This window comes from Candidatus Odyssella thessalonicensis L13, assembly GCF_000190415.1.
Classification (GTDB): Bacteria; Pseudomonadota; Alphaproteobacteria; order Paracaedibacterales; family Paracaedibacteraceae; genus Paracaedibacter; species Paracaedibacter thessalonicensis.
In genome coordinates, this window is the sequence record NZ_AEWF01000002.1 from 1 (window position 1) to 24,071 (window position 24,071).

The 24,071-nt window shown below is 44.1% G+C and carries 19 protein-coding genes and 1 pseudogene; 15 read left to right on the forward strand and 5 right to left on the reverse strand.

All coding sequences use genetic code 11. From position 1 onward, the window contains the following. From HMO_RS16965 to HMO_RS0103505, 8 genes and pseudogenes are all read left to right on the forward strand, one after another. A pseudogene (locus tag HMO_RS16965) lies at positions 1-799 on the forward strand (hypothetical protein); the annotation flags it as partial. 41 nt (positions 800-840) lie between these two features. Continuing rightward, on the forward strand, positions 841-1,212 hold the full coding sequence (locus HMO_RS0103475) for a hypothetical protein (protein WP_010298748.1): 372 nt from the start codon (positions 841-843) through the stop codon (positions 1,210-1,212). A 134-nt stretch (positions 1,213-1,346) separates the two neighbouring features. Next, positions 1,347-2,294: an HNH/ENDO VII family nuclease gene (locus HMO_RS0103480; RefSeq protein ID WP_029448338.1), complete on the forward strand. Its 948-nt coding sequence runs from the start codon at positions 1,347-1,349 to the stop codon at positions 2,292-2,294. Then, positions 2,294-2,740 carry an SMI1/KNR4 family protein gene (locus HMO_RS0103485; protein ID WP_010298750.1) on the forward strand — a complete coding sequence of 149 codons (447 nt, stop codon included), beginning with the start codon at positions 2,294-2,296 and terminating at the stop codon, positions 2,738-2,740. Before HMO_RS0103480 ends, HMO_RS0103485 begins: the two co-directional genes overlap by 1 nt. A gap of 230 nt (positions 2,741-2,970) precedes the next feature. Next, complete coding sequence (locus HMO_RS0103490; protein WP_010298751.1) at positions 2,971-3,372, forward strand: hypothetical protein; 402 nt, start codon at positions 2,971-2,973, stop codon at positions 3,370-3,372. Between the two features lie 495 nt (positions 3,373-3,867). Then, complete coding sequence (locus HMO_RS0103495) at positions 3,868-4,092, forward strand: hypothetical protein (RefSeq protein WP_010298752.1); 225 nt, start codon at positions 3,868-3,870, stop codon at positions 4,090-4,092. A gap of 123 nt (positions 4,093-4,215) precedes the next feature. Then, positions 4,216-5,337 (forward strand): hypothetical protein, encoded by a 1,122-nt coding sequence (locus HMO_RS0103500; RefSeq protein WP_010298754.1) that lies wholly within the window; start codon positions 4,216-4,218, stop codon positions 5,335-5,337. A 300-nt stretch (positions 5,338-5,637) separates the two neighbouring features. Continuing rightward, positions 5,638-7,179 (forward strand): leucine-rich repeat domain-containing protein, encoded by a 1,542-nt coding sequence (locus HMO_RS0103505; protein WP_010298757.1) that lies wholly within the window; start codon positions 5,638-5,640, stop codon positions 7,177-7,179. A gap of 151 nt (positions 7,180-7,330) precedes the next feature. On the opposite strand, the gene HMO_RS0103510 is transcribed toward HMO_RS0103505, so the two are convergent. After that, the gene (locus tag HMO_RS0103510) at positions 7,331-10,645 is read right to left on the reverse strand and encodes a sbcc family protein (protein WP_010298759.1); all 3,315 of its coding nucleotides are present in this window, start codon (positions 10,643-10,645) and stop codon (positions 7,331-7,333) included. Between the two features lie 174 nt (positions 10,646-10,819). On the opposite strand from HMO_RS0103510, the gene HMO_RS13645 reads away from it, so the two are divergent. From HMO_RS13645 to ligA, 3 genes are read left to right on the forward strand one after another with little or no spacing between them, the layout of a single operon-like run. Next, positions 10,820-11,659 carry an outer membrane protein assembly factor BamD gene (locus HMO_RS13645; RefSeq protein ID WP_010298760.1) on the forward strand — a complete coding sequence of 280 codons (840 nt, stop codon included), beginning with the start codon at positions 10,820-10,822 and terminating at the stop codon, positions 11,657-11,659. A gap of 24 nt (positions 11,660-11,683) precedes the next feature. Further along, positions 11,684-13,348 (forward strand): DNA repair protein RecN, encoded by a 1,665-nt coding sequence (recN, locus tag HMO_RS0103520; protein ID WP_010298762.1) that lies wholly within the window; start codon positions 11,684-11,686, stop codon positions 13,346-13,348. After that, entirely contained in the window at positions 13,296-15,443 is a 2,148-nt protein-coding gene (gene ligA, locus HMO_RS0103525; protein ID WP_010298763.1) for an NAD-dependent DNA ligase LigA, read from the forward strand. The genes recN and ligA overlap by 53 nt, the downstream gene beginning before the upstream one ends. 276 nt (positions 15,444-15,719) lie before the next feature. On the opposite strand, the gene HMO_RS0103530 is transcribed toward ligA, so the two are convergent. From HMO_RS0103530 to HMO_RS0103540, 3 genes are all read right to left on the reverse strand, one after another. Then, complete coding sequence (locus HMO_RS0103530; RefSeq protein WP_010298766.1) at positions 15,720-17,015, reverse strand: hypothetical protein; 1,296 nt, start codon at positions 17,013-17,015, stop codon at positions 15,720-15,722. A gap of 252 nt (positions 17,016-17,267) precedes the next feature. Then, a complete protein-coding gene (locus HMO_RS0103535) occupies positions 17,268-18,857 on the reverse strand; it encodes a hypothetical protein (RefSeq protein ID WP_010298768.1) in 1,590 nt (529 codons plus the stop codon). Between the two features lie 307 nt (positions 18,858-19,164). Further along, positions 19,165-19,593 (reverse strand): DUF2750 domain-containing protein, encoded by a 429-nt coding sequence (locus HMO_RS0103540; protein WP_010298771.1) that lies wholly within the window; start codon positions 19,591-19,593, stop codon positions 19,165-19,167. Positions 19,594-19,742: 149 nt separating this feature from the next. Here HMO_RS0103540 and HMO_RS0103545 point away from each other — a divergent pair, with 149 nt between their 5' ends. Next, positions 19,743-20,273, forward strand: coding sequence for a hypothetical protein (locus HMO_RS0103545; RefSeq protein WP_010298773.1), 531 nt, complete (start codon positions 19,743-19,745; stop codon positions 20,271-20,273). Between the two features lie 80 nt (positions 20,274-20,353). On the opposite strand, the gene HMO_RS13650 is transcribed toward HMO_RS0103545, so the two are convergent. Further along, entirely contained in the window at positions 20,354-21,235 is an 882-nt protein-coding gene (locus tag HMO_RS13650; RefSeq protein ID WP_010298776.1) for a polyprenyl synthetase family protein, read from the reverse strand. A gap of 366 nt (positions 21,236-21,601) precedes the next feature. Between HMO_RS13650 and HMO_RS17500 the strand changes: the two genes are divergently transcribed. The 3 genes from HMO_RS17500 to HMO_RS0103570 all read left to right on the forward strand — a co-directional run bounded on the left by HMO_RS17500 (position 21,602) and on the right by HMO_RS0103570 (position 24,067). Continuing rightward, positions 21,602-21,736, forward strand: coding sequence for a hypothetical protein (locus HMO_RS17500; protein ID WP_280956244.1), 135 nt, complete (start codon positions 21,602-21,604; stop codon positions 21,734-21,736). Further along, positions 21,729-23,243 (forward strand): DNA recombination protein RmuC, encoded by a 1,515-nt coding sequence (locus HMO_RS0103565; RefSeq protein ID WP_010298781.1) that lies wholly within the window; start codon positions 21,729-21,731, stop codon positions 23,241-23,243. The genes HMO_RS17500 and HMO_RS0103565 overlap by 8 nt, the downstream gene beginning before the upstream one ends. A 77-nt stretch (positions 23,244-23,320) precedes the next feature. Then, on the forward strand, positions 23,321-24,067 hold the full coding sequence (locus HMO_RS0103570) for a YebC/PmpR family DNA-binding transcriptional regulator (RefSeq protein ID WP_010298784.1): 747 nt from the start codon (positions 23,321-23,323) through the stop codon (positions 24,065-24,067). The last annotated feature ends 4 nt before the right edge of the window (positions 24,068-24,071 follow it).

Here is a 24,071-nt window from a genome sequence, read left to right on the forward strand (position 1 = left end):
TAACGGCGGCAAAGGTGGCTCTAGGCCAGCCTTCTTAGATCTGGAGGCTAGAACTGATGGCACAAAGTTCGGCATACCCGAACGTATGTCTGGTGAACAATGGATAAAGAGAAGCACTAATGTACCGAGTATGTCAGCGAGCTCAAGTGGGAGCAGTAATGCTAGCAGGAGTGGTTCCAGCTCTGCATCCAGTGGTTCTTCGACGAGCACGAGTGCTGGTACAAGCTTTGGAAGTGGTAAGATCACTAGTGACAAGAGGGTGAATGGCCATACAAGCAAGCTAGGTCGCACGCTAGACGGTAAAGAAGAAAGAAAAGGTAAGGAAAGAGAGGGAGGGCGAAGGTCATCCGCTAACTCTAACCCAGCAACTATCCCCAATATTAGTGAGAACCATGACCGGGTCGCGCATGATGGCTATTATACTCGCAAGAATGAAAGAACCGATCAGCATAATTGGCAGCAACGTATCAAAAATGCAAAACCGGCAGATTATATAAAGCATACTAAAGCGCGAACAGCTGAGGAAGCTAAACGGATGAGTGAGACAGGTGAAAGAAATGCTCAGTATTTGCCCCAAATAGATAATAAACAATTAGAGAAACTAGCTTTAAGTCAGGGAATCAAAGCAGCGGATAAAGGTAGTGTGGCATATTTCTTTTATAAATCTGAGAATATTATTGGATATGATGATGGTAATCCGACCCAATGGATAAGGGCTGAAATTACTTCCTCAAATACTTATCACGGGCACCCTATGAGTCAGGAAAGAGTTAGGAAATATATAAAAAATGCCACATAATCGTCTTAAAATAGCTAAGGAATAAACATAGGATTAAGATCATGTCTATAAATAACTTTCTGCTTAAAAGGCAAAGCTTTGCTCCTACTATTGGATGGCAAATTTTATATAATGAATTTTACTCCATTAGTCCAGAGGATGATATTAATCCGGAAGGGAGCAGCTTAATGCCTTCCTGGAGTTTGTTTTCAAGTACACTTTTACACATGCTCCATAAGGAGAATAAGGTAATAATTGACTTGGGATGGGGCCCTGAATCTGATCCGGAAGGGGCATTTTATATAACCATGGTCAGAACCGACGATAAGCGATGGGAACATCCGTTGGTTAAATTCTCTTCTCGTAGTAAAGATGAAATTGTCAACAAGCTGAATGAATTAATGCTTGCTGTTTCTAATGGTGAAATTAGTTAGTTATCATTCCAGGAAAGCTACCCTCTTAAAATACTAAAACCTAAGACTCTGGCGAATGCAGTTCAATAATCGCCCAAGGCTATGAAGCCTACGTAAATACCCGCATCCAGCAAGTTTGGAATGGGTCGACACCGATGACAGTGGAGCATTTAGCTCATTGTCGACGGATGGAAGTTTTTGAAGACAGCTATGGGGACTTGGTCTTTGGCCAAAGTGTTCTCCAGGGAACAGGAACTTTGAGCAGTGTGCCAGGCCGCGTTGTAGAAGCAACCCTCTATCATACCGGCTTAACCAATCAGGTCAACGCCCGAGCGGCACGGTATGCGGTGGATGATCTGCTGACAGTAGGGGGAGGGGTTGGTTTAGTAAAAGGGGCGGCAAAATCTGTTGTCAAGAACGCACGTCATTATGGGGCTCGCCTTGGTCGTCTGAAAGGAACGGTCTTTGATGCTGGGCAAGGGACCAGCCGCTCTTTAAGTGCGTTGGATCTCGCCCGGGGTAATTATTCTCAGCGCACCTCTAACTTTGAATGGCTGCAAGCGGCCAACCGCAACCTACAGGGGTATCGGGTCCCACAAGTTGCCAATAGCAATAGCTTCTTCCAAGACCTGCAAGCGGTGGCTAATAGCAATACCGGCGCCCGAGCTGCTGCCGGCAATATGAGTAACGGCCCCCGCATGTCCGTGGGTAAAGGGGGAAGTAATAATCATGCGGCATTAGAATATTTGGGGCCTGGTAGAGTATTATATGATGGTGTAGAATTCAGAGCAGTTAGAGATCTAAGCTATTTAAGTGAAGCCGAATTGAGAATCATGGAAAAAAGAGGGGTGGCTCCTAGGGGAGGCGATGGTAAGCCCATGCACGGCCACCATTATAATCAGCTTTCACATAGAGACCCAGATGGCTTTATAGTTGAAATGCCGAGATCAAAGCATAAATATGCAAATAAGATACAGCATCCCAAATCAGCAGGTGAAGGTCTACCTGCAGAAGCTAGAAAGGAGTGGAACGAATCCTTGAGAGAAAAGTATTGGAAGGAGAGGGCAAAGACTGAACTATTAAAAAGAGGGATTAGTATATAATGGAAGATAAATTTTCTGTCAAGCTTGCTGCTCATATGAATGAACTGGAAGGGCTCTATGGTGGCCCATGTTCTAAGCAAGAAATTACTGCAGCCCAAGAGCAGCTAAAGCTTAAATTTCATAAAGAATTTGTTGATTTCTTACTTAAATATGGTGGAGGAATTGTAGGGAGCTACTATATTTATGGTTTAAAAAGAATTCCTTTGATGGGCAATGAACTTTGGTCAGTTACTCAGAATACCGATTTTTACAAAGATAAGCAGCAATGGCCAGGCATTGAGGAATGGTACGTAATTTCTGAAGATGGCTTAGGCAATCCTATTGGTATTGATCCGGAGGGAAAAGTATGGGTTTCTGATCATGACGCTGACTTTGAAAAAACTAAACTTGCCGATAACTTTGAAGAGTTCTTAGATAAAATCCTCTCTAATACGCTGTATCAGTAAATCTTCAGACTCTCATCAGTCTTTTGAAGCGGTCAACACCGACTTAAAAATGATACATTGAGCGATCCCCAAATACCTTCTTAAGGAAGCAAGCTGATGAGGCGCAAGAATGGCAGAGCCAACAAAAAGCTCTGCAGGACGAACAAACCAATCCGATAGTTAGGTTTTTACATTTTATCAGAAATTATAGTCAACAAGCTGATGACTATAATGGCGTGGCTACTTTGCAAATGTTTTCGGACATGTATGATACAGTGGAAGGGTTTCCTGAGCATTCCCAGGAGGCTTGGGATCTGATGCAACAGAAGCTTGCTGGCCAACCCTTTGATGAAGCAAAGGTGCAGGCTGGGAGAGAGTACGCCCTTAATACAGGAGCAGCGCTGAGCAGCTGTGTAGGTCCTATGGGCAAAGGCGGAGGGAAGGGAGGCAAAACCAAAGGCCCAATCGCAAGCAATCAGAATCGTCAGACAAGATTCTCTCAAGGGAGCAAAGGCCCTCAAGCCTATAGGGCCGCTAACCGCAATGGACTATCGTCTCAAAGCCAACGCTCAGAGGCTGCTAACCGTCTATATAGTGACATGAGAGCTGTTGCGAATGGTGGTAGTACTCATAAGTCAGCTGAATGGTGGTAGTACTCATAAGTCAGCTTTCTCAGACTTGGCGGCTAGAACTGCAGGCACAAAGTTTGGAACACCCGAGCGTATGTCTGGCGAACAATGGATAAACAGAAGCACTCATGCATCGAGTATGTCCTCAGGTTCGAGCGGAAGCAGTAATGCAGGCATAGGTGTTCTAGTTCTGAATCTCCTGCTTCCACGGCTAAACCTAGCTTCGTATTCTCTTGTATTTGTTTTACATCTCATTAACTAGGAAAAATCTAGCCTTAATAACATAGGGCACAAGATCTAATTTGTTCTTGTTTTGTCAAAAAGTATTCATAGTAAATTTTAATTTAATTTGTCTGTTGTGCCAATTTTATTCTTATATTGATGGCACCCTGTAAAATAAAATATATGAAAGTAAAAAAAATATTATTGAAAAATATTTTCCCCCTTACCATATGTGATTTGTACCGGTTAAATAAACCTTTCCTGTATTAGAAGATTTACTACGAAGAGAGTATACAGATGAATAAAACAACATTGCTGTCAGGATTGCTGTTAACGGTTGCTTTTGGCTCCCTTGCATCATTCGCAAGCGATCACAATGACAATAGAAGATTCCAAACCGGAAAAGTTGGAAGCCTTATTAGTAGATTTGAGAGCATGGCTCAACCTTCAGCTCAGCCTGTTAAGCCATCTAAATTTACACAACCTACACGAATTGCTGCTGAGCCAAAAAAAGTATTTTAAGCGCCTGCACCAGTTGTTGCTACTTACATTCAAGCAAGCAACAATAAAGTAAATGTAAGCCAATTAAAGAATCTGTTTGAACAAGCAAGCAATGCAGCACCTGTCAAAGCTACCGGTCGGCCATTGCCACCCCCACCCGTTGCTAAGGCTGCTGCCCGTCCGTTGCCAGCTGTGCCAGCCCCTAAAAGTGCTGCTACACTCTCTATTGCTTCTATGATTAATGAAGCTACGAGCAAAGCGACTATTATGCCAACTCAGGCTACCAGCGGAAGCATGGTTGCAGACAATCTAGAGGTTTCTGCGCCAGCAAAGGTAGAGAATAAATTAACATTTAGCAAAGTAGCCAACCTTGCGACAAAGAATCACGCACCAAAGAAGTATGATTCAATTGAAACTTTCCTTAAGAAGTACGGTAATGTCAGCCAAGCAGCTGATATAGCTCCAGAGGATGCACAAGCTGCAGCTAAAATCTCTAGCTTAGCCCAGGGCCATTTCTCACCTTCTCGCAATCTGGTACTTAATGCTGACTTAAACAAGTATGATAATATTGAAACTTTCATAGCTAAGTTTAAGAACGTTAGCAGTGCAGATCAGTTAAGCTCGCAAGATCACCAAACAGTGGCTGAAATTGCTAGAATCTTGGGTATTCACGATTCACAAGGTGGAAAGCTTTCCGATGTACTTATTGCTAATCACGATAAGCCAGCTCAAGCAGCTCCAGCCTCTGAAACGCTCAACACAGCGGACTCTGTCTGTGAGGGCAGCAATTCAGCAGCAAGCCACGCAACCGAAACGAGGCAAGCTCTTGAGGAATCTCACCAGGAAACGCTAGCTAAAGCATTGGCAAAGAAGCGTCAAGATATGGTCGACAATGAAGCTGATGCGCGAGAGGCAGAAGAGTTCGATGATTTCAAAACCGATGAGGAAGTTAACCTCGAAAAAGCTCGCCAAGTCCAGGAAGAATATGATGCGCGTAAAGTAGAATTAGAGAGCCAGATAAAGACACTTAACGATAAAATCTCAAGTGCTTCACCTGATATAGCTGGTAAATATAGTACGCAGAGATTTGCTATTGAGCAAAGGCTAAAGCGGCTTGAAGAAGAGCATACACGCTCTAATTCAAAAAAAGTTCCTAGCCAAGCTGGTATTTCTTTGGAAGGCTTTAATCCAAGTGCCTTTTTGACAAAAGCTAACCTGAATCAAACCTCAGAGTCTGATGATCTTAATGAAGAATGGAACGATTAATCAGCTTGGCAGTCTGGGGCTTAATTAACTCTAGCTACCTAGATTCTTTTTAAGCCCTGCTGAAGTTAACAACTTCCTAATCAACCATCCTCCCTATTTCGTTGGCATATCCAGTCCTTATGAGATAGGGATTTTTATTGAGTACAAGTCAAATGGATCAAAGAGAATTTAATTATTGGATGAAATATAGTTAATGTTCCTACAATTATTAACTCTATCCATAGTATTTTATACTTTACAACTTAAAGTTTAGCAGTAAGTTTTAGCAATTCTAGAATCCATTAACCGAAGAGTTAGTCTATGAAAACCTTAAAGACTTTATCAGTTTTCTTTGTTACATCCGGTGTGATGTCTTCCTATGCGCAAGGTCAAGTAGAACTTGACGATTTAGCAGCTATTCCTAGAGGAAGAGTCTCAGATCTGAGAAACCGTTATGAGGCTCAGACCAATGTTTCACCCCAGGAAAGTCCCGTAAGCCCCCGCAAGCAGACGACCTTTGGCTCCCCGGTCAACCGTGCTATTTGTGCAAAAGAATCTCGCCCCTCCTCCTTGCCAGCAAATAGTGCTGTTACATCTGAAGATGAGCCCCATCAAAATATACCGGCTTCTTCGATAGCCGCAGAAGGTAAAGATTATTTGTCAATATTGCCTGCAGAAATCTCAGAGCAAGTCTTTCAACATTTACCTTCAGCCGATCTAATTCGCTTAAGCTATACCGGTCGCGAGCTAAAAGAAAAGGTGAACAGTTTTGCATCTTTCTCTGCTCTGACCTCAGCTAGCAACCCCTTTCAGTACATTTATCAGAAATTATATAGTGACCGAGATTTTCAGACAAAGACTGCCTTAACGAGTGAGACAATTGCTGACAAAAATAAAAAACAATTGCATCCTTTGATTCAGAAGCGCTTACGGCATCTTGATTTTTCCTACATCTCTGGCGGTAAAATTATTTCCTATTTAAGAACTCATCAGCATATAGGCGATCTTCAAACTATTTATATCCATGCAAATAAGGAAAGCCCTAAATTAACTGTAGGAGAGATAGTTGCTCTTCGTACCTTTCTATTGCGTCATAAACGTCTTGATACGCTGGATCTTTTAGGACAGCAAATTGATGATAAAGCAATTGCTGCGCTCGTGCCCTTACTGCCTCGGTTAAAAAGGATCAGTTTAGCCGAACATCAGTTAACAAAAAAAGGTCTTGAGATCCTTTTCAGCCACCTTTCTCCTAATATTGAAGAGCTAAGCATATGGAAAGGATCTGATGATTCTTTTCCAAATACGGATCTGCTTCCGCTGGCCCAAAAAATGAAGAGCTTTACTAAATTGACAAAGTTAGATATTAGCGGCTTTAATCCACACTCTGAGACTTTAACATTGCTTCTTAGTAACTTACCTAAATCGATTAAGGAGCTCTATCTCAGGGAGTTAGGCTTAGCTTCAAGAGGGCAGTTTAATGTCATGTTACGGCAGGCAGAACAGCTCGCAGCTTTTACAAGAGAACAAAGAACAGGCAAGAGTAAAATGGATATCTCGCTGGCACAAGCAAAGGCCTTGCGAGTTAAAGAGAACAAGCTATCTCCCGCTATTAAGTTTTCTTATTTAAGTGAGTCTTTAAATAATCTAAAGGATCTAACTCTGCTCGATTTAAGTCAGAACGATCTTGATTTTCAAGAGCTGGATTATATGGTGAAACATTTAGAAGGTCTGCCTTTGCAATGGAAAGAATTCAACCTAGGCTTCAATTCTCTTAAGGTAAAATCAGAAGAAGATGAGGCAACTCTCAACCGGCTTAAGGCACTCATACCTGCTACGGCTATCAACTTAGAAGATCAAATTTAAAGGATTTTTTAAGGAGCTAGGTGGCCCGCTAACTGTTAATCCTATGGAGTGCCTTTCTGTTATCTTATAACAGCTTAAATCTGCACCTTTAAAGTGCAGATTTATCTTTTTTCATATGAGCCGTATAAATTAGTGAATCCTTGCTCCTGGTTCAGCCTGCGTCAGAGGCTCCGTAAAAGTTATCCATATCATCTTGAGTGGGGGTTAAGTCAGCCGCTGCGCCATTATTCTGGTTAAGGCCTGGTTGAGCAGGGAGAGGCATAGGACTAGATGATGCCGCCGCTTGTTGTTGGGAGCTTGCGCTTGCCTGTTGTCCGCCTAATAATTGCGAAAAAATGCTACTGAAAGCAGTCATCGCATTTGTTTCGCTACCTTTGGCTTCTTCTTTGCTAGATTCCTTGGTATTACTATGGAAAATTTCCGTATTACCTTGCATGGCGGTGCCATAAACACCACCTCCTGAAACAGTGGTGGTGATGCTGGAAGAGCCGCCACCATAACCATTCATGCCAAAGGTGTTGCTGCCCGCACCACCAAAGGCATTGTAATTACCACCATAAGCGCTGGCTCCATAGCCACCCATGCCAGCACCGTAGCCAGCAGCACCTCCCATACTACTATAGCCGTTGCTGCCATAAGCGTTATTTGTGTAACCATTCATGCTAGAACCATAACTACTAGCACCGCCCATAGTGTTATAGTCGCCATTATAAGTATTGTTATCATAGCCATTCATACCAGAGCTGTAATTACCGGTATTGCCGGCACTATCATAGCCGCTGCCGTAATCATTATCTCCATAACCATTCATGCCAGAGCCATAGCCATCCGCACTGCCTATGTTGTTATAGTCGTCATTATAAGCATTGTTATTAGAGTTATTTATACCAGAGCTGTAATTACCATTATGGCCAGTATTATTATAACCGCTGCCATAATCATTACTTCCATAGCCATTCATGCCCGAGCCATAGCTGCCCGCATTCGCGGAATTATTATAGTCAGTGTCATAAGTGTGGCTATTGTAGTGATTCATGCCAGAGCTGTAATTACCAGTATTGCCGGCATTATTATAACCGCCGTCATAATCATTATTTCCATAACCATGCAGGCCAGCGCCATAGCTGCCCGCGCCTCCAGAATTATTATAGTCAGTCTCATAAGTGTTACTATTGTAGTGATTCATCTGCAAATGGTAGCTATCAGCAGTTTCAGGGTGGCTATATTCATTGTTGTGCGGATGGTTGCTATAATCATTCATACTGGGGTGGTAGCCATGAGAGGCTTCAAAGCTATGATCCGCGCCCTCAAAAGCATCATGCTCACCATTATAACTATGGGGGAGATGATTATTTAGGTACGAGGAGGAGTTACCATTACTGCCTAATTTATGATAATGATTGCTATTCAAGTAAGGCTTATAACCCCCCATGCTCGAGGGGTAGCCATTCGAAGTTCCTAAATTATTATAGTTGCTGCTGTAAGGATTGCTGGTATTACCATTTAGGCTGAGGGAGTGGCCGTCAGAGCTTCCGGAAGTATTAAAGCCATTCTGAGGGGTATTAAACCCAGGAACATTGCTGTTTGGGTGGGAGAGGGGGCTATTGAAATTGTGATCATAAATGCTATAGCTATTATTATGGTCATATGCTCCTACATAACTTCCCGCATTGGCAGGGGAAGGGCTTAGATAATTTTGGCCAGTTAGGTAAGGGTGCCCCTCCTCACCGTGATGTCCATTAGCAGCGCTAGCCGGGGCAAGACCTATATAATTTTGGCCAGTTTGATTGGAATGCCCCTCTTCAACGTGATGCCCATTAGCAGCACTGCCCGGGACAAGACCTATATAACTCTGGCCAGTTTGATTGGAATGGCCTTCCGCACTGTGATGTCCATTAACAGCGCTACCCGGGGCAAGACCTATATAACTCTGGTCAGTTTGATTGGAATGGCCTTCCGCACTGTGATGTCCATTAACAGCGCTACCCGGGGCAAGATCTATATAATTCTGGCCATTTTGATGGGAATGAATCTCCTCACCGTGATGTCCATTAGTCGCATAAAGGGTTCCTATCTGAGGGGAAATAGAGAGTCCCTCATTGTTAAAGTTGACGGTTGACCCCTGCAGAGGGTTCTGGCGTTTCTTGCGTAAGCGGTTTATAAAGCCGGAGTTCTGATGAGTATAAGGGACGCTAGACTGCGCAGTATTGACTCCCCCGGCTGTTAAAAGCGGCACGTTGCCACCATTGTGAAGGTGAGTAAGTTGCTGATCAAGTTGGCGTTTGCGCGCTTCAAGGCGCTTAATATTGTTACACGTCACGGCGCAGCGCTTTCCTTTTTTAAGATCAGAACTAATCTCTTTAAAGGTTTTCATTTTATAAGCTGGATTGATTTGGTGTTTTCTTAGCTCCAATTGAATATTGAGATGGCGAATTTCTTGCCGCAATTCAATCTCGTTATCACAGTTTGGTGTACATTGACCCTCTAAGGCAGCATCGCTAGAAGGAGGATGGTTCCCTTTAAGCGCTGCCAGTTCGGCCCGATATTGATTAAGCTGCCTGGTCATGCCCGTAATCTGAGGGCAGGTAGGGTGGCAATGCAGAGTTGAGGGAGTCAAGTTTGGCTGTTTGATCGGCCTCATTTTATAGGAGGCATCGCGCTCATGCTTCGCCTTTTCGATGGCTAAACGAAGCTGATATATTTCTTGCAGGATCTCTCCTGCCTCATGACAATTTTTAGGACATTGACCTTGAGGAATTGAGGAGGGCAAAATCTGATGATTGGGATGAGTTGGATGAAGCCCTTTCAGTTGCGCTAATTTTGCCTCAAAGCGCTGGATCTGCTTTCGAATTCCTAGGAGTTGAGGGCAGGATGCCTCACATTGGCCCTGAAAGTGGCTGGGGTTCATCGGGTGAATGGTTTTCCTTTGATAGTTTGGGTTATGCTGCAGTTTTTCTGTTTCAATTTGCTGGCGCAGCTCATAAATTTGCTGTAAGAGCTTGCCTGCTTGTTGGCAGTTCTTTGGGCATTTGTCAGTAGGAGGGCTACTGGACGAGGAACTTGAGCTCTGATGTCGGGCTTTTAGTTGCGCTAATTCTGTCTCAAAGCGGTTGATTTGCTTATGAATTCCTAGGAGTTGGGGGCAGGATGCCTCACATTGACCTTGAAAGTGGCTGGGGTTCACCGGGTGAATGGTTTTCCTTTGATAGTTTGAGTTGTGTTGCTGTTTTTCTGTTTCAATTTGTTGGCGCAGTTCATAAATTTGCTGTAAGAGCTTGCCTGCTTGTTGGCAGTTTTTTGGGCATCTCTCGGAGGTTACCTTGACAGTGCTGGGCCCGTGAGCTTCAGAGTTAGCGGAGGTTGAATCTTCAGCTTGAGACGCGCTCCTTTGGACGAGGGGCGATGGATTCGCCAGTGATTGCCCAGCGAAAAAAATGCTTGCTGCTAAGACGATAAACTTTTTCATCTATTAGTCCATTTTTACGGAAACCTTCATTAGGCAGTATAAGCGTATCTTGGTTAAGATAGGGTTAAGGTGACTTTTTTGGCGAGCAAGAGCTTCCTAAAGTAGAAAACCTTGCGGCCAGGACCGCAATAGATTAGAATTTGAAGGAACAAACAAACAGATAATGAGACGATAATGCGATCCTCAGTTAATAAAGTCTTGCTTGCTTTAACGGCAACCCTTTTAATTTCTTGCTCTGAGAAAGACGAAGAAGCCCTGGCCCAGATGCCTGTTGAACAGTTGTATAATATGGCAAAAGACCAGATGGATAGTGGAAGCTATAATACAGCAGCGAAGACGTTTGCTGAGGTTGAGCGTCAGCATCCCTACTCTGAATGGTCGCTTAAAGCTCAGTTAATGTCAGCCTACTGTTATTATGAGGCAAAAAAATATACCGAAGCTATTGAAGGCTATAATGTCTTCATCCAGCTGCATCCTGGTCATGAACATATCCCCTATGCTTATTATATGGTTGGCTTAAGCTATTATGAGCAGATCCCAACAGTCCATCGTGATCAAACGGTGACGGAAAAAGCCCAAGAAGCTTTCCAAGAAGTTATCAACCGCTTCCCTGATAGCCCTTATGCCAAAGATGCAAAGTTTAAGATGGATTTATTAAGGGATCATCTAGCTGGTAAAGAAATGGATGTGGGGCGGTATTACCTAAGACAACGGTCCTATTTAGCAGCAGTTAATCGCTTTAAAGAGGTGGTAGATCGCTTCCAAACGACCTCCCATGTCCCTGAAGCCTTACATCGTATGGTCGAATGCTACCTGGCTTTAGGCTTAGTCGAGCAAGCTTACCAAACAGCGGCAATACTTGGTCATAACTTCCCAGGCAGCTTGTGGTATGCGGACACCTATGCGTTGATGACGGATAAAAATCCGAAGACTGCTCTTCCCAAGAAGCAAGCTTTGAAAGCGGAAGTCAAGCTTCAGGATAAACCGACAAAAACAAAGCCTCCCGTTAAATAAAAAGATAGGCGAAGAGGGAAGATTATGTTAACGACCCTGACAATACAGAACTTTGTCATTATCGACTCTCTGAATTTATCTTTTAGCCCTGGCATGACCGCATTAACCGGCGAAACGGGAGCCGGTAAATCGATCTTGCTGGATGCGTTAGGAATTATTTTGGGCCATCGCAGCGATGTCGCTTTAATTCGAAAAGGGTGCGATCAAGCCTTTTTGGCAGCTGAGTTCACTTTGCCTGAACAGCACCCAGCAATTGCTTTGCTGCAAGATCAAGGCATCCCAGAACAAGATAATCTAGTTATCCGGCGCACCTTATCTAGAAACGGTAAAAGTCGTGCTCTAATCAACGACCAGCCTGTGACAATAAATTTTTTAAGATCTTTAGGGGATCTTTTAGTAGAAGTCCATGGTCAGTTTGACCGATTAATGGATGTTGCTTCGCATCGGCGTATTCTTGATGACTATCTCGATCAGATCCCTTTTAAGGAGCAAGTCGCCGACACTTATCATCAGTGGCAAAATGCTGTCGATGAACAGCGGCAAGCCATGGAGCGGCTTGATCATCTCAAACGGCATGAAGATTTCATGCGTTATCAACTAAAAGAGATCGAGAGCCTTTCTCCAGAAGAAGGGGAAGAAGAACGGCTCTTAGAAAGTCGCCAATCTCTTGTAGGTATTTCTAAGCTGTTTGAATCTGTGGGAACAGCCCAGGCGAGCTTAGAACAAGCCCAAGTCTTGTCAGCCCTGCAAACAGCCCATCGTATTCTGCAAAAGCACCCGGTCGGCGACAATTCCCATATCGACCAAGCCAGTGTTGCTCTTGAGAAAGCTCTCAGCGAAGCAACCGAGGCGATGGCTCAGCTTGAAGAAATTCTAGGCCAAGTTGAGGATCAGCCGCAGCAGTTACAACGGATTGATGACCGCTTACATGCGTTACGGGCAATTGCGCGCAAACATAATGTTACCACCACCGATCTGCCTCAGTTTTATGCACAGCTGCGGCAAGATTTGGAAGATCTCGACCACGCTGAAAGCCGCGTAATGCAGCTCGCTCGGCAAACAGAGCAGCTTAAACAGCTATTTGTTCAAAGTGCAACGGCTTTATCGGAGGCCCGAAAGCAGAAAGCCGCAGAACTGAGTGCGGCCGTAATGGTTGAATTGCCCGACTTAAAGCTTCCCAATGCTCAGTTCACTATCCGAGTCAGCCCTCTAGAAGAATATGCATGGTCAGAGGCAGGTTTGGACCGAGTCAACTTCCTAGTCGCTATGAACAAAGGCCAAGACTGGCACCCCTTAGAAAAAGCCGCTTCCGGGGGAGAATTAGCGCGTTTAATGTTGGCTCTTAAGGCAATCCTAGCGACCCGGTCCACAGCCCAGACTATCGTCTTCGATGAGATTGATATAGGTGTTGGCGGGGCGGTGGCGGCTGCTATTGGCCAACGGTTGTCACGATTGGCACAGCATTTGCAAGTGTTAGCAATTACTCATTCGCCGCAAGTGGCAGCCACAGCTGATGAACATTTCCAAGTCATTAAAGAAGATCAAGGTAGCCAAGTTTTAACAAATGTGGTTCAATTGCCATTAACGCGGCGCCACGAAGAAATAGCCCGTATGTTATCAGGAGAGGTCATTACCGATGAAGCAAGAGCAGCCGCAAGAAGCTTACTCGCTCGATTCACCAGAGCTTAATGTATTCGCCCATATTCCTGTCGACAATTTAACCCGAGACCAAGCAGCCTTGGAACTGAGTCGCTTGGCTAAGACCATTGCCTATCACGACGAGCTTTACTTTCAAAAAGACATGCCACAAATTAGTGATGCTGCTTATGATGCTTTGGTCGTCCGTAACCGTCAAATTGAGAATCTTTTTCCTGACCTACGCCGCGAGGATAGTCCTTCGAAGCGAGTGGGCGCTCCGGTCTCTAAAGGCTTTAAAAAGGTCAAGCATCGCATCCCTATGTTATCGCTGGAAAACGCTTTTACCAGTGACGATGTGATCAATTTCTTTGAGCGAGTACGACGGTTTTTATCGCTGCCAAGTGACCAAGAGTTTCCCATTGTAGCTGAGCCCAAGATTGATGGACTGTCAGCAGCTCTGCATTATCAAAGAGGCAAACTGCGGCTGGCAGCCACCCGAGGGGATGGCAGCGAAGGTGAAGATATCACTGAAAATGTTCGCTGTATTATTGATGTGCCTCAAACCTTGATAGGCAAGAATGTACCAGAGAGTCTTGAGGTGCGCGGTGAAATATATATGAACCGTTCAGATTTCTTTGCCCTCAATCAACAGCGTCAACAAGAGAGCGAGCCTGAATTTGCCAATCCTCGTAACGCAGCTGCTGGATCCGTCCGACAATTGGACCCTACAGTGACAGCTCGGCGTCCTTTGCGCTTTTTCGCTTATTATTATGATGCTATTTCTGGCGATACAACCATGACCCATCATGAAGCCTTAGAAAACTTAAGACGATGGGGATTTACAGTTAATCCTGAGATCCAATTATGCTTATCAATTGCCCAGCTTCAGGACTACTATAATTCTATCAATGCGCGTCGGGCCGATTTGCCTTATGACATCGATGGCGTTGTTTATAAGATTGACGCCCTACAGTGGCAACGCCGTTTAGGAAGTGTGGGCCGGACGCCGCGTTATGCGTTAGCCCATAAGTTTGAAGCTGAAAAAGCGGAAACCATTTTAGAGGATATTGCTATTCAAGTGGGACGTACGGGCGTCCTGACACCGGTCGCTCATCTCAAACCTGTAACCGTGGGTGGCGTGGTCGTTTCAAGGGCGACCTTACATAATGCCGATGAAATTGCTCGTAAAGATGTGCGCGTCGGCGACCATGTTATTATTCAGCGCGCTGGCGACGTTATTCCGCAAATCGTTTCGGTGGTAAAGGAGAAGCGATTACCTGAGTCACAGTCTTTTGATTTCCCGGCCACGTGTCCGGCCTGTGGAGGAGAAATTGTCTATGTCCCGGGGGAGGTCGCACGGCGGTGTATGAACCGGCTGTTGTGTCCGGCGCAAGCGGTAGAACGGCTTAAGCACTTTGTGTCGCGGGATGCGTTTGATATCGAAGGATTGGGGAACCGTAATATTGAGGCTTTTTATGAAGAAGGTCTGATTCACTCCCCGGTAGACATTTTTACCCTGGCAGCCCGCGATAGAGAATCGCTCACCCCCTTAAGGGCTAAAGAGGGATGGGGAAGCCAATCCGCTGCTAATTTGTTTGAAGCGATTGAAAATCGCCGTACCATTACCTTGGATCGATTTATTTATGCTTTGGGGATTCCACAGGTTGGCAGTGTGACGGCTAAATTACTAGCCCGTCATTATCATACTCTACCCAACTTGCTTAACACCCTGCAGCAAGCTCAGGATCCCACAACAGATGCCTATGTGGATCTTTTAAGTTTGGATGGGATTGGCAAGAACATGGCGGAAGACATTCTCAGCTTTTTCCATGAGGCCCACAATCTCAAGGTTATTGATGCTCTCAGTCACGAGCTATCCATACCTGCTTATGCGCTAGAGATGTCGACAACTTCCGCAGTGTCAGGCAAAACTGTTGTCTTTACCGGAACGCTGACAAGGATGAGTCGCGCCGAAGCCAAAGCGACCGCTGAAAGGTTGGGAGCTAAAGTTGCGGGCTCCGTATCCAAAAAGACCGATCTGGTAATCGTTGGCGCTGATGCCGGTAGTAAAGCTCGAGCGGCAGCGGAACTGGGCGTTCAGGTCCTTGATGAAAATCAATGGATGGCATTGATTGCGGCCACCTAAGATTATAAGGCTTTTCGTCAAAGTCGAAGAAAAAGTATTGCTTGTCCTCAGATAAGCTCAGCGGACTCAGACGGCAATACCTTTTGCTGCCCTACCCTAAGGCGCTAAACCTTCCTTTAGCACCGTAAATATCATGCTTGTTTATGCGTCTCTGCTGTTAACCGTGCTGGATAAGGGGCGGGAGACAGATTAAAGAGTAGAGGTGTTAGAGACCTCCCGAAAGGAGGCCTATTTAAAATAAGCAGAGGTTATATTTCTTACTTATCGCCCTCTCACTTAATTCTTAACTAGTTGTGCTTTAAGAGCTGTATAGAGACGACCATCTTTTTGGAGCTCCTGCCGCATCCAATGGATCATCTCTGATAACACATCATGAACGGGCTGAAGATTGTAGCTGAGGCCGAGAACCTCTTTGCCGGGGATTAGGACTTGTTCTTTCGTTAAAAAGCCATCCTTGATCAAATCATAAGCTCGATCCCGATGGAATTGCTTTAAAATTTGATAACGGGCTGGATTAGCCAGTCGACGCTTTTCAATATGAGTAAGAGAGAAGGTGCTCTCTTCATTCTGCATATCCCGTTCACAATCCTTAAGTAAGTCTTCTATTCTTTGAAGGTATAATTCAAAGAGATCTTTCTCATTCTTAGAGTTAATCTCGATTTTAGTATAACGAGCAAATCGCTCCTCAATTGACTCCAGCACTTCATGAATCGTGTAGAATAATATAGTAATGATTTGCTTTCTTTCTTGCTTCTCAAAGTTAGCCGTTTGAGCTGCACAGAGAAGCTGGTGCACTAGCTCTCCATAAAGTCTTGAATTTGGTTTGAAATTCCTATGAGTACTGCTCCCTACTTGTTGTCTTAGATGAGCTAAATCATGGATGACAATTTCGATAGGCGTTTGGTAGATTCCGCCATGCACTGCTCCTTTGCCAGTGGCGACACTATAAAGGAATACTTGATAATACTCCCCATAAATATCTCTGCCAGCAAAGCCTTTAAGAAAGTCTTCTTTGAAAAAAGTGTTTTGGCTTTTACTGTTCTGAATGTAAGGCATTAAACACATGTAATTGTTCAGGGAAAGCAGCATCATTAAGCGCAGACTTTCTTGTTGCGCTTCAGATAAGGAATGTTTCCAAAGTTCTTTGCTGCCTCTTATCTCATTTAATTGGCGGATAAAGGCAGGTATATCACCACTTAAATCTTCAGCGGGCATGTTACGCTTCTCTTTAGGAGTTAGAGCCATGGCCGCTTGGATCGACATCCAGGTAATATTCATTAATGTTATGTCCTCACCCAGGCTCTGATACTGCTCTTTAATCACCTGCGTTTCCTCGGGGTCAACGTGGGGACTCGTCTGCAGCAGCTCAAGGATTTTATCGCCAAAGTATTTGTACTCAGGGGAAGGAGAGAAGTCCCCATACTCCTCTAATATTTCGTATAATTTTTCTATGTCTTGAGAAGCAGAACCGGCTAAAGGAGGTGTCTGTAATTCCATTGCCTTACTTTCAGTGTCAGAGAAAGAAAGCCATAAACCTAAGACGAGGGAGCTGATGTAATAATTTATTTTCATTTTTTATTTCCAAAACTCTTTATTTACTTATATATGGCTAAGTCTAATAGAAAAACCACGTTTTTTTTCGAATAGGATTAGCGGAAGAGACAAGTCTCAAGCTCAAACACTGCTGTAAACAAAGTAATCAAGCCTGGGAATCTAAAAACTGTGGTGTAAGGAAGGTAACACTCTAGTTAGATAGTGTGCCCCTGCCCTAGTTAGACGAAATTAGCGCTCAGATTTGAAACTTAAAGCTTTAACCTTCTTGCTTTACAGCATTTCAATGCAGTAACCTCTCCACCAGAAGGCTCCATCATTGATCAAATTATAAGCTTCATCAAGATCTTTGCGCTCGTTATCAATTAAGTTGATCTGCTCAGCATATTGGGCTTGATCGAAATACTGGGGAGCTAAAGCGAGCCCTGTCACGTCAAGAGTTAATGCCTTCTTTCGCCCCTTTGAAAGAGCCTCAAACTTTTCGATTAATTCTGTATCCGGCAGCAACCATAGGGTATCCATTTTTCTGACCTCCTGATCATTCCTAAAGTCAGTATTTTTAAACTCTTCATATAGATCAGCAGTAATGTGAGGATCGCCTCGGAAGTTAAGGTTAGTAATATTATCGTTGCCTATAAATATTTTCATCAGCTCCTGATTGAGTGATTTCATACTGAAGTTTGCCGTAAGGTTTACTCCGTAGCCTCGGGTAGCTATTTTCTTTAGGGCATGGCTCCAGGCAAATGTTAAAGCTTGGACAGGGATATTAAATTGTTTGTTCCCTTGATCAAAGTATTGATGCTCTATCGTAGTCACATGCTCGATAATTTCTTTGCGTATTGCTACAGCTTCTGCAGGAACTAAGGTTTTTCCTAAACCAGTTAAAGAGGGTCCATTCGAAACTCTAATTCTATTATTTTGCTTTAAAAAGGCATCAGTTTGAGAAGTTCTGTCTTTAGCGGCGTGTTTCATCAATGAAACGACGAGTCTCTCCTCTACTTCCTTTTGGTCCTCTAAGTGGACTGCCTGAGTAATATTCTCTCGCCATTTTTTGCCATTAAGTCCAGCATTTCTCTTGCCTGCTATTAAATTTGGTAATCGAATAGGTATTCTGTGAACATGGTACTTTGCGGGAATGTGAAAGGGAAAAATGACTTCTAATTCTTCGGTTAGATTTTTCTTAATATAGTGGCTTAGCTTTGTGCAAGCGATGGCAAAGGAGTCCACAACAAAAAAGGCGCCCAAAGTTTCTATTTCCTTGGCCGGGATAGCAATCACATCTACATAGCCAATGATGGCATTCTGGGGAATAAAGGTGTCTCTTGTATAAGAGGGATAGCGCCTTAAATTTTCATGGCTATACAGCTTTAAGCCAGCACCATAGCGATAGGCTTGCTCTGCTTTAAGACTGGTGGAGACAAAAAGATTAGATGTAATGGTCGTCAAGTCAACGAGATTAAGGATTCTGCGGGTTCTTGAGGTGGCATCACTAAGCTCTGCAACAAACTTTATATAAGAATTGGTATATAATTGTACTAATTCTTGGTAAGGAGTAGCACACGAAGGCTTAAAACTTTGTTTCTCTTCGGCTGTCCAAGAGCGATTTAAAGAGTAAACTTTGTTAACAGTCTTTTCGAGGTCATTTTCTGCAATCGTATGATCGGAAACAGGACGGGACGAAATGCCTTTTTGATCCCAAATGGCCGGATTGATTTCTTGATTAGCCAAGAAGTGATAGCCGCGATAAAATACATAATAGTTTTCGCTCTCGCCGGCCCAGGGTTTGACGGTTAAGAGTTGAAGCAGTAATCCTATAATCAACCCAGGGTAGCCATAAATTATCTTCCTTAAATATTGACGCATTTATATCTCCTTATTGTTGTGTATGCGTTTGTAATTTAAAGAGAAGTTACCGTAATCCCCTTCCTGAACTCCATCCGTGAATCCTACTTAAGTAGGGTTAAAGAAGTGAGGGGCGCTTGAGCTTTGAGTAGCTTTGTAATGTTATGTATTGCGGTTTAAAGGGAGAGAAATCTATCTTTATCAGTCAAGAATGACTATGTTATCAGATAAATGGAGGCTTCAATTCAATAGATTCTGGTAGCTAAAAAAGATGATGCTTTAGTCAGATAGAAGAGGGGGAGGGAGCAAATCTTGCCCCTCCGGATTTTTATTCTTCCTCTTCAATATCCAGGTCTTTCTCGGTGATCTTACCTTCCTTGACTTGCTTAACAAGCAATTGCACAAGCTTAAAAGGGGGGAGTTCACGGCCAATGCCATCCTGATCCCAGTTGAGACCAATGCTGCAATACCCTTCCTCAACTTCGGGTAAGAACTCTTCAATAAGATAAGAGACAGGCATTTCCTCGAGGGTAGCATGGTCTTCGGCCCAAGTTTTGGCATTCTCCTGATAGCTTTCTGTCCATAAGGGAATGGTATCCATGGGTTCATCATCTTCACGGGTGTATTCCAGGGATTCTGTTTGCACACACATCTTGTCTTGGACCAGAACATAAACTTTTTCCGTCGCTACAGCTTCCTCAATAAATTTTATCGCTCTGCCGTTAAATTCTTTTTCAAGATCTTGGTCTGCTTGCATGTGATGATCCTTTTTATAAGTTGCTTCCGATCCACAATGCCCCTAATTTAACGATCTCTCAACCTTTTTATTGAATTCGAGAGGATAATTGACCAAAATTATATTTTAGTACACCATAAAAGCAATAATATTTTCTAGAGGAGGGAAAAATGAAAATTTTATTAGCTATTATCTTACACCTTAATGCTCAGGAGACAAATAGCACTCTATCAGATCATGATGCGTGCCCTCATAATTTTGTATCTAAAGATTCAGAGCATTTAACAGCTGATACAGCACCATTTTTGTTTGCTCAGCTGAGGAATACACTTAATAATGTAACGGTACCCACAGAGCCTAGGGCTGGGCAATCTCCTGTTTTGGCCTCAACGCAGCCTGACAAAAATGGTCAAGCACAAGCTTCACAAATCTTTCTGGCCTCTGCTCCCGTAAGAGTGCGCCATAAAAAAGTACGTAATCCTGAGGATTCAAACTTATATCTTAGTCAAGGAGCCGTTCATAGTTCTCGAAAAGAATTCAAACGCGTAAAGCCCTTAGATCAAAGAGAAGAAAAAATAGTGCGGAAATTCATTGCAAGATGTGCCGACCAGGCAGCAGGGGATACCCACGTTACCAAGGCAGAAGCTATTGAAATCTTTAAAAAGAACTTAGAGGATCTGCGCATTACCGCAAGGAACTAAAGGCTTTTCTGGAAAAGCCTTATCAAGGCCTTCCATTTACAAAAACGGTGCTCATTAAAAGACGAGAGCTAATTCAAGTTTTAGAAAGTTCTTATCGCCAGGAAGTCAAGCAGTTGATGAAGGCAATCATTATTCTCGAAATCTTGGGCGAGTGCATGAGTGTCTTCCAGCAGTTGCTGTAAATAACTTTTAGCCCCAGCTGTTCCTAGGGCCGTTAAAAAAGTCACCTTATTAGCATCATTGTGGACAGGCTTGCCTGTCATTTCAACAGTGCTCTGTTCACTGAGAAAATCATCTGTAATCTGATAAATAAGGCCAAGGTTAAGGCCGAACTGGCCTGCCTTATCGAGTAAAAGGGGGTCCGGGCTACCGGCAACTAAGATCCCGGCTTGACAAGAAAATTTCAAAAGTGCCCCAGTTTTCAAAAGTTGCATGTCGTGAATGGACTGGAGGTCATGATTGGGATAAAGGTCCATCATTTGCCCGGCCACTAATCCGTGCCCCCCAATGGCATGAGAAAATTCTTTTAGAAGGGCAAGACGCGTCTCGGCGGCAAGCGGAAGATTGATTATTAAATCGTAGCCAAGCGGGATAAGCGCATCGCCCGCTAAAATAGCTGTCGCTTCATCAAACGCACGCCAGCAACTCGGTAGGCCTCGGCGTAAATCAGCATTGTCCATGGCGGGGAGATCGTCATGAACTAAAGAATAGCTGTGAACAAGCTCAACCGCAACAGCAGTATCAATTATTTCAGCTGTCCAGGGTTTATGCACACAGCGTGCAAAGGCTAATACTAAAAAAGGCCGGATTAGCTTGCTTGAACCTTCAATACTATGAACCAGGGCCTGTTGCAAGCGAGGGTGCTGGCTCGCCGTGGCCACCACCTGACTTAGGCGGGGAGCGACAAGCTCTTTTATATCCGCTAAATAGGATAAGAATGAATGTGAAGTTGATGCAGTCATGGCAGTACTCTACACTATTAAATGAGCAAAGAAAATGCTGTCGATGGCGCAAGAGACATTATGGTCAGCCAAAAGTTAACAATGTTAAGGCATAAAAGCTCCCGCTCTTGCCTCAATGCTCGGAATAATTCCCTTGGCTTTGGCCGCTAAGCCTTTAAATCTGCTCGAAAAAAGTGTTTCTATTCAAAGATAATCTAGCCTTAGCGTGAAAATTAAGCCACTCTTACCGCCAACAGCTATAGAACGCCCCCTTTTAAATGAATGCAAAACGGATTTTGATTGCCAGAACTAGAAAAGAAACAGGGGGAGTGCTACTTGTATGCCCCATTCAGTAAGGATTAACTCCTCTAAAAGGAGGAGCTTAATTTGAACGCTTGGGAACTGTGGTATAGCGACATTAAGGAGAAAGGAAACAAACATCACTGTCTGAATGTGATTTACCTCTTGTTCGCTATTCAATGTTTGGCCTATGATTGGGGCGAGGTAGGGCCCCATGATTGACTTATTAAACCAAAAAACACTCTTCATCGCCGGATTAGCAGCAGGCACATCCGGCCTATTTATATGGCTAACAGTGCGTTGGCAATACAAAAGCGCCTTAGAGCGTTATGAAAGTGAGTTACAACGACTCGATATGCTGCTTTCTGATAGTCGCGGCGATCTACAAGATCGGGAGCAACGCATTTATGAAATGCAGACAGCTTATGTGGCAGAAAAAGCAGCGCGTGCTGTTGCCGAAGAAAAAGCAACGCGGACAGAAAATTTAGAAGCCCAGCTGCAAGATCTCTCCCATCAATTTTCCACTTTAAAGTCGAGAAATGTTGAGTTGCAGTCGGCCTTAGAGTATGAACGCCGCCAAGCCGCTGAGAAACTACAAATGCTTGAGAATGCTCAAATTCGTTTGGGTGAAAGCTTTAAAAGTTTATCAGCTGAAGCTTTGGCGACAAATAATAAATCTTTCTTGCATCTGGCTCAGACTGCCTTGGAAAAATTTCAAGAAACAGCACGAATGGATCTTGGACAGCGGCAACAAGCCATTGTGGAAATGATGCAGCCGGTCCATCAAGCGCTGTTGAAAGTGGATAGCAAGATCATCGATTTAGAAAAACAGCGAGTAGGCGCTTACGAAGTTCTGCGGGAACAAGTTAAAGAGCTAATTGGTACCCAGAAAGAGCTGCGTTTGGAAACGTCCAACCTTGTTAAAGCGTTGCGAGCCCCTTCAGTGCGTGGGCAGTGGGGCGAAATGCAGCTCAGGCGGGTGGTAGAAATGGCTGGAATGGTTGCTCATTGTGACTTCCTCGAGCAAGTTTCGACCACCACAGATAATGGCCGAGCTCGCCCTGATATGATTATCAACTTGCCAGGTGGAAAAAAGATTATTGTCGACGCTAAGGCGCCGTTATCTGCCTATTTGGAAGCTTTTGAATGCCAGGATGACCGTGAGCGGCAACAGAAGATGATGGATCATGCGCGTCAAGTGCGCACCCATATTAGAACACTCAGCCAGAGGGCTTATTGGGATCAATTTGATGAAACGCCAGAATTTGTGGTGTTATTCTTACCCGGTGAAACCTTCTTTAGTGCGGCTTTAGAATGTGACCCGGCTCTCATTGAAACTGGCGTTAAAGAGAAAGTTATTCTAGCCACCCCTACCACTTTAATAGCGCTATTGAGAGCTGTTGCTTACGGCTGGCGTCAAGAAGCGTTGACCGAGAGTACGCGCGTTATTGGCGAGTTAGGTAAAGAGCTCTATAAACGCATCAGCGACATGGGCGAACACTTTAGCCGCTTGGGGCGTCACCTAGCCCAGTCCGTGGATTGTTATAATCAAACTTTAGGAACTTTAGAACGGCGCGTTTTGGTAACAGCAAGAAAGTTTAAGGATATCGATTCGGCCTCGGGGACGATGGAAGAATTGGACCATGTAGACGCTCAGCCCCGCTCCCTGCAATCGCCGGAGTTATCAGGTGCTGAGCTGGAGGACTTGGCGGAAAAGTTGATTGCTTAGGATTTATGATGAAGGTTGAGTCCTTCTTATCGATGATGATATAGTCTTAACAATAAATATTCTGGGATAGAAGAAAAATGGCAGGACATTCACAATTTAAAAATATTATGCATCGCAAAGGCGCCCAAGATGCCAAACGAGCCCGCATGTTTGCAAAAATTGCGCGTGAAATTATTGTTTCAGCCCGTATAGGGGCCGATCCGTCGGCTAACCCTCGCTTAAGAGCCGCCATGGCCGCAGCTCGGGCCGCTAACATGCCCAAAGACAATGTGGATCGTGCCATTAAAAAGGCTGTCGGAGGCGAAGATACAGCTAATTATGAAGAAGTTCGCTATGAAGGGTACGGACCCGGGGGAACGGCATTAATTGTTGAATCCTTAACCGATAATCGTAACCGCACTGCTTCTGAAGTTCGCTCAGCTTTTACCAAATGTGGTGGAAACATGGGGGAGACAGGCAGTGTGGCTTTTATGTTTGATCGGGTCGGTTTAATTCAATTATCCAAAACAGTTGGCAGCTATGACGAGGTGTTTGAAAAAGCAGTAGAGGCTGGCGCCGACAACTTAGAAGAAGGCGGCGATTTTTATGAAATCATAGCCACGGTAGATAATTTTGCCGCGGTTCGCGATGCTATAAGTCAAGATTACGAAGATATTTCAGAGTCTAAATTGGTTTGGCGGCCTCAGAATACCATTGCCGTGGATGAGGAGGCTGCTCAGAAGATTCTTAAATTGATTGACACTTTGGAAGATAATGATGACGTACAAAACGTTTATTGTAACTTTGAAGTCTCTGAAGATATTCTAGCCAAACTTTCGAATTAAAGAT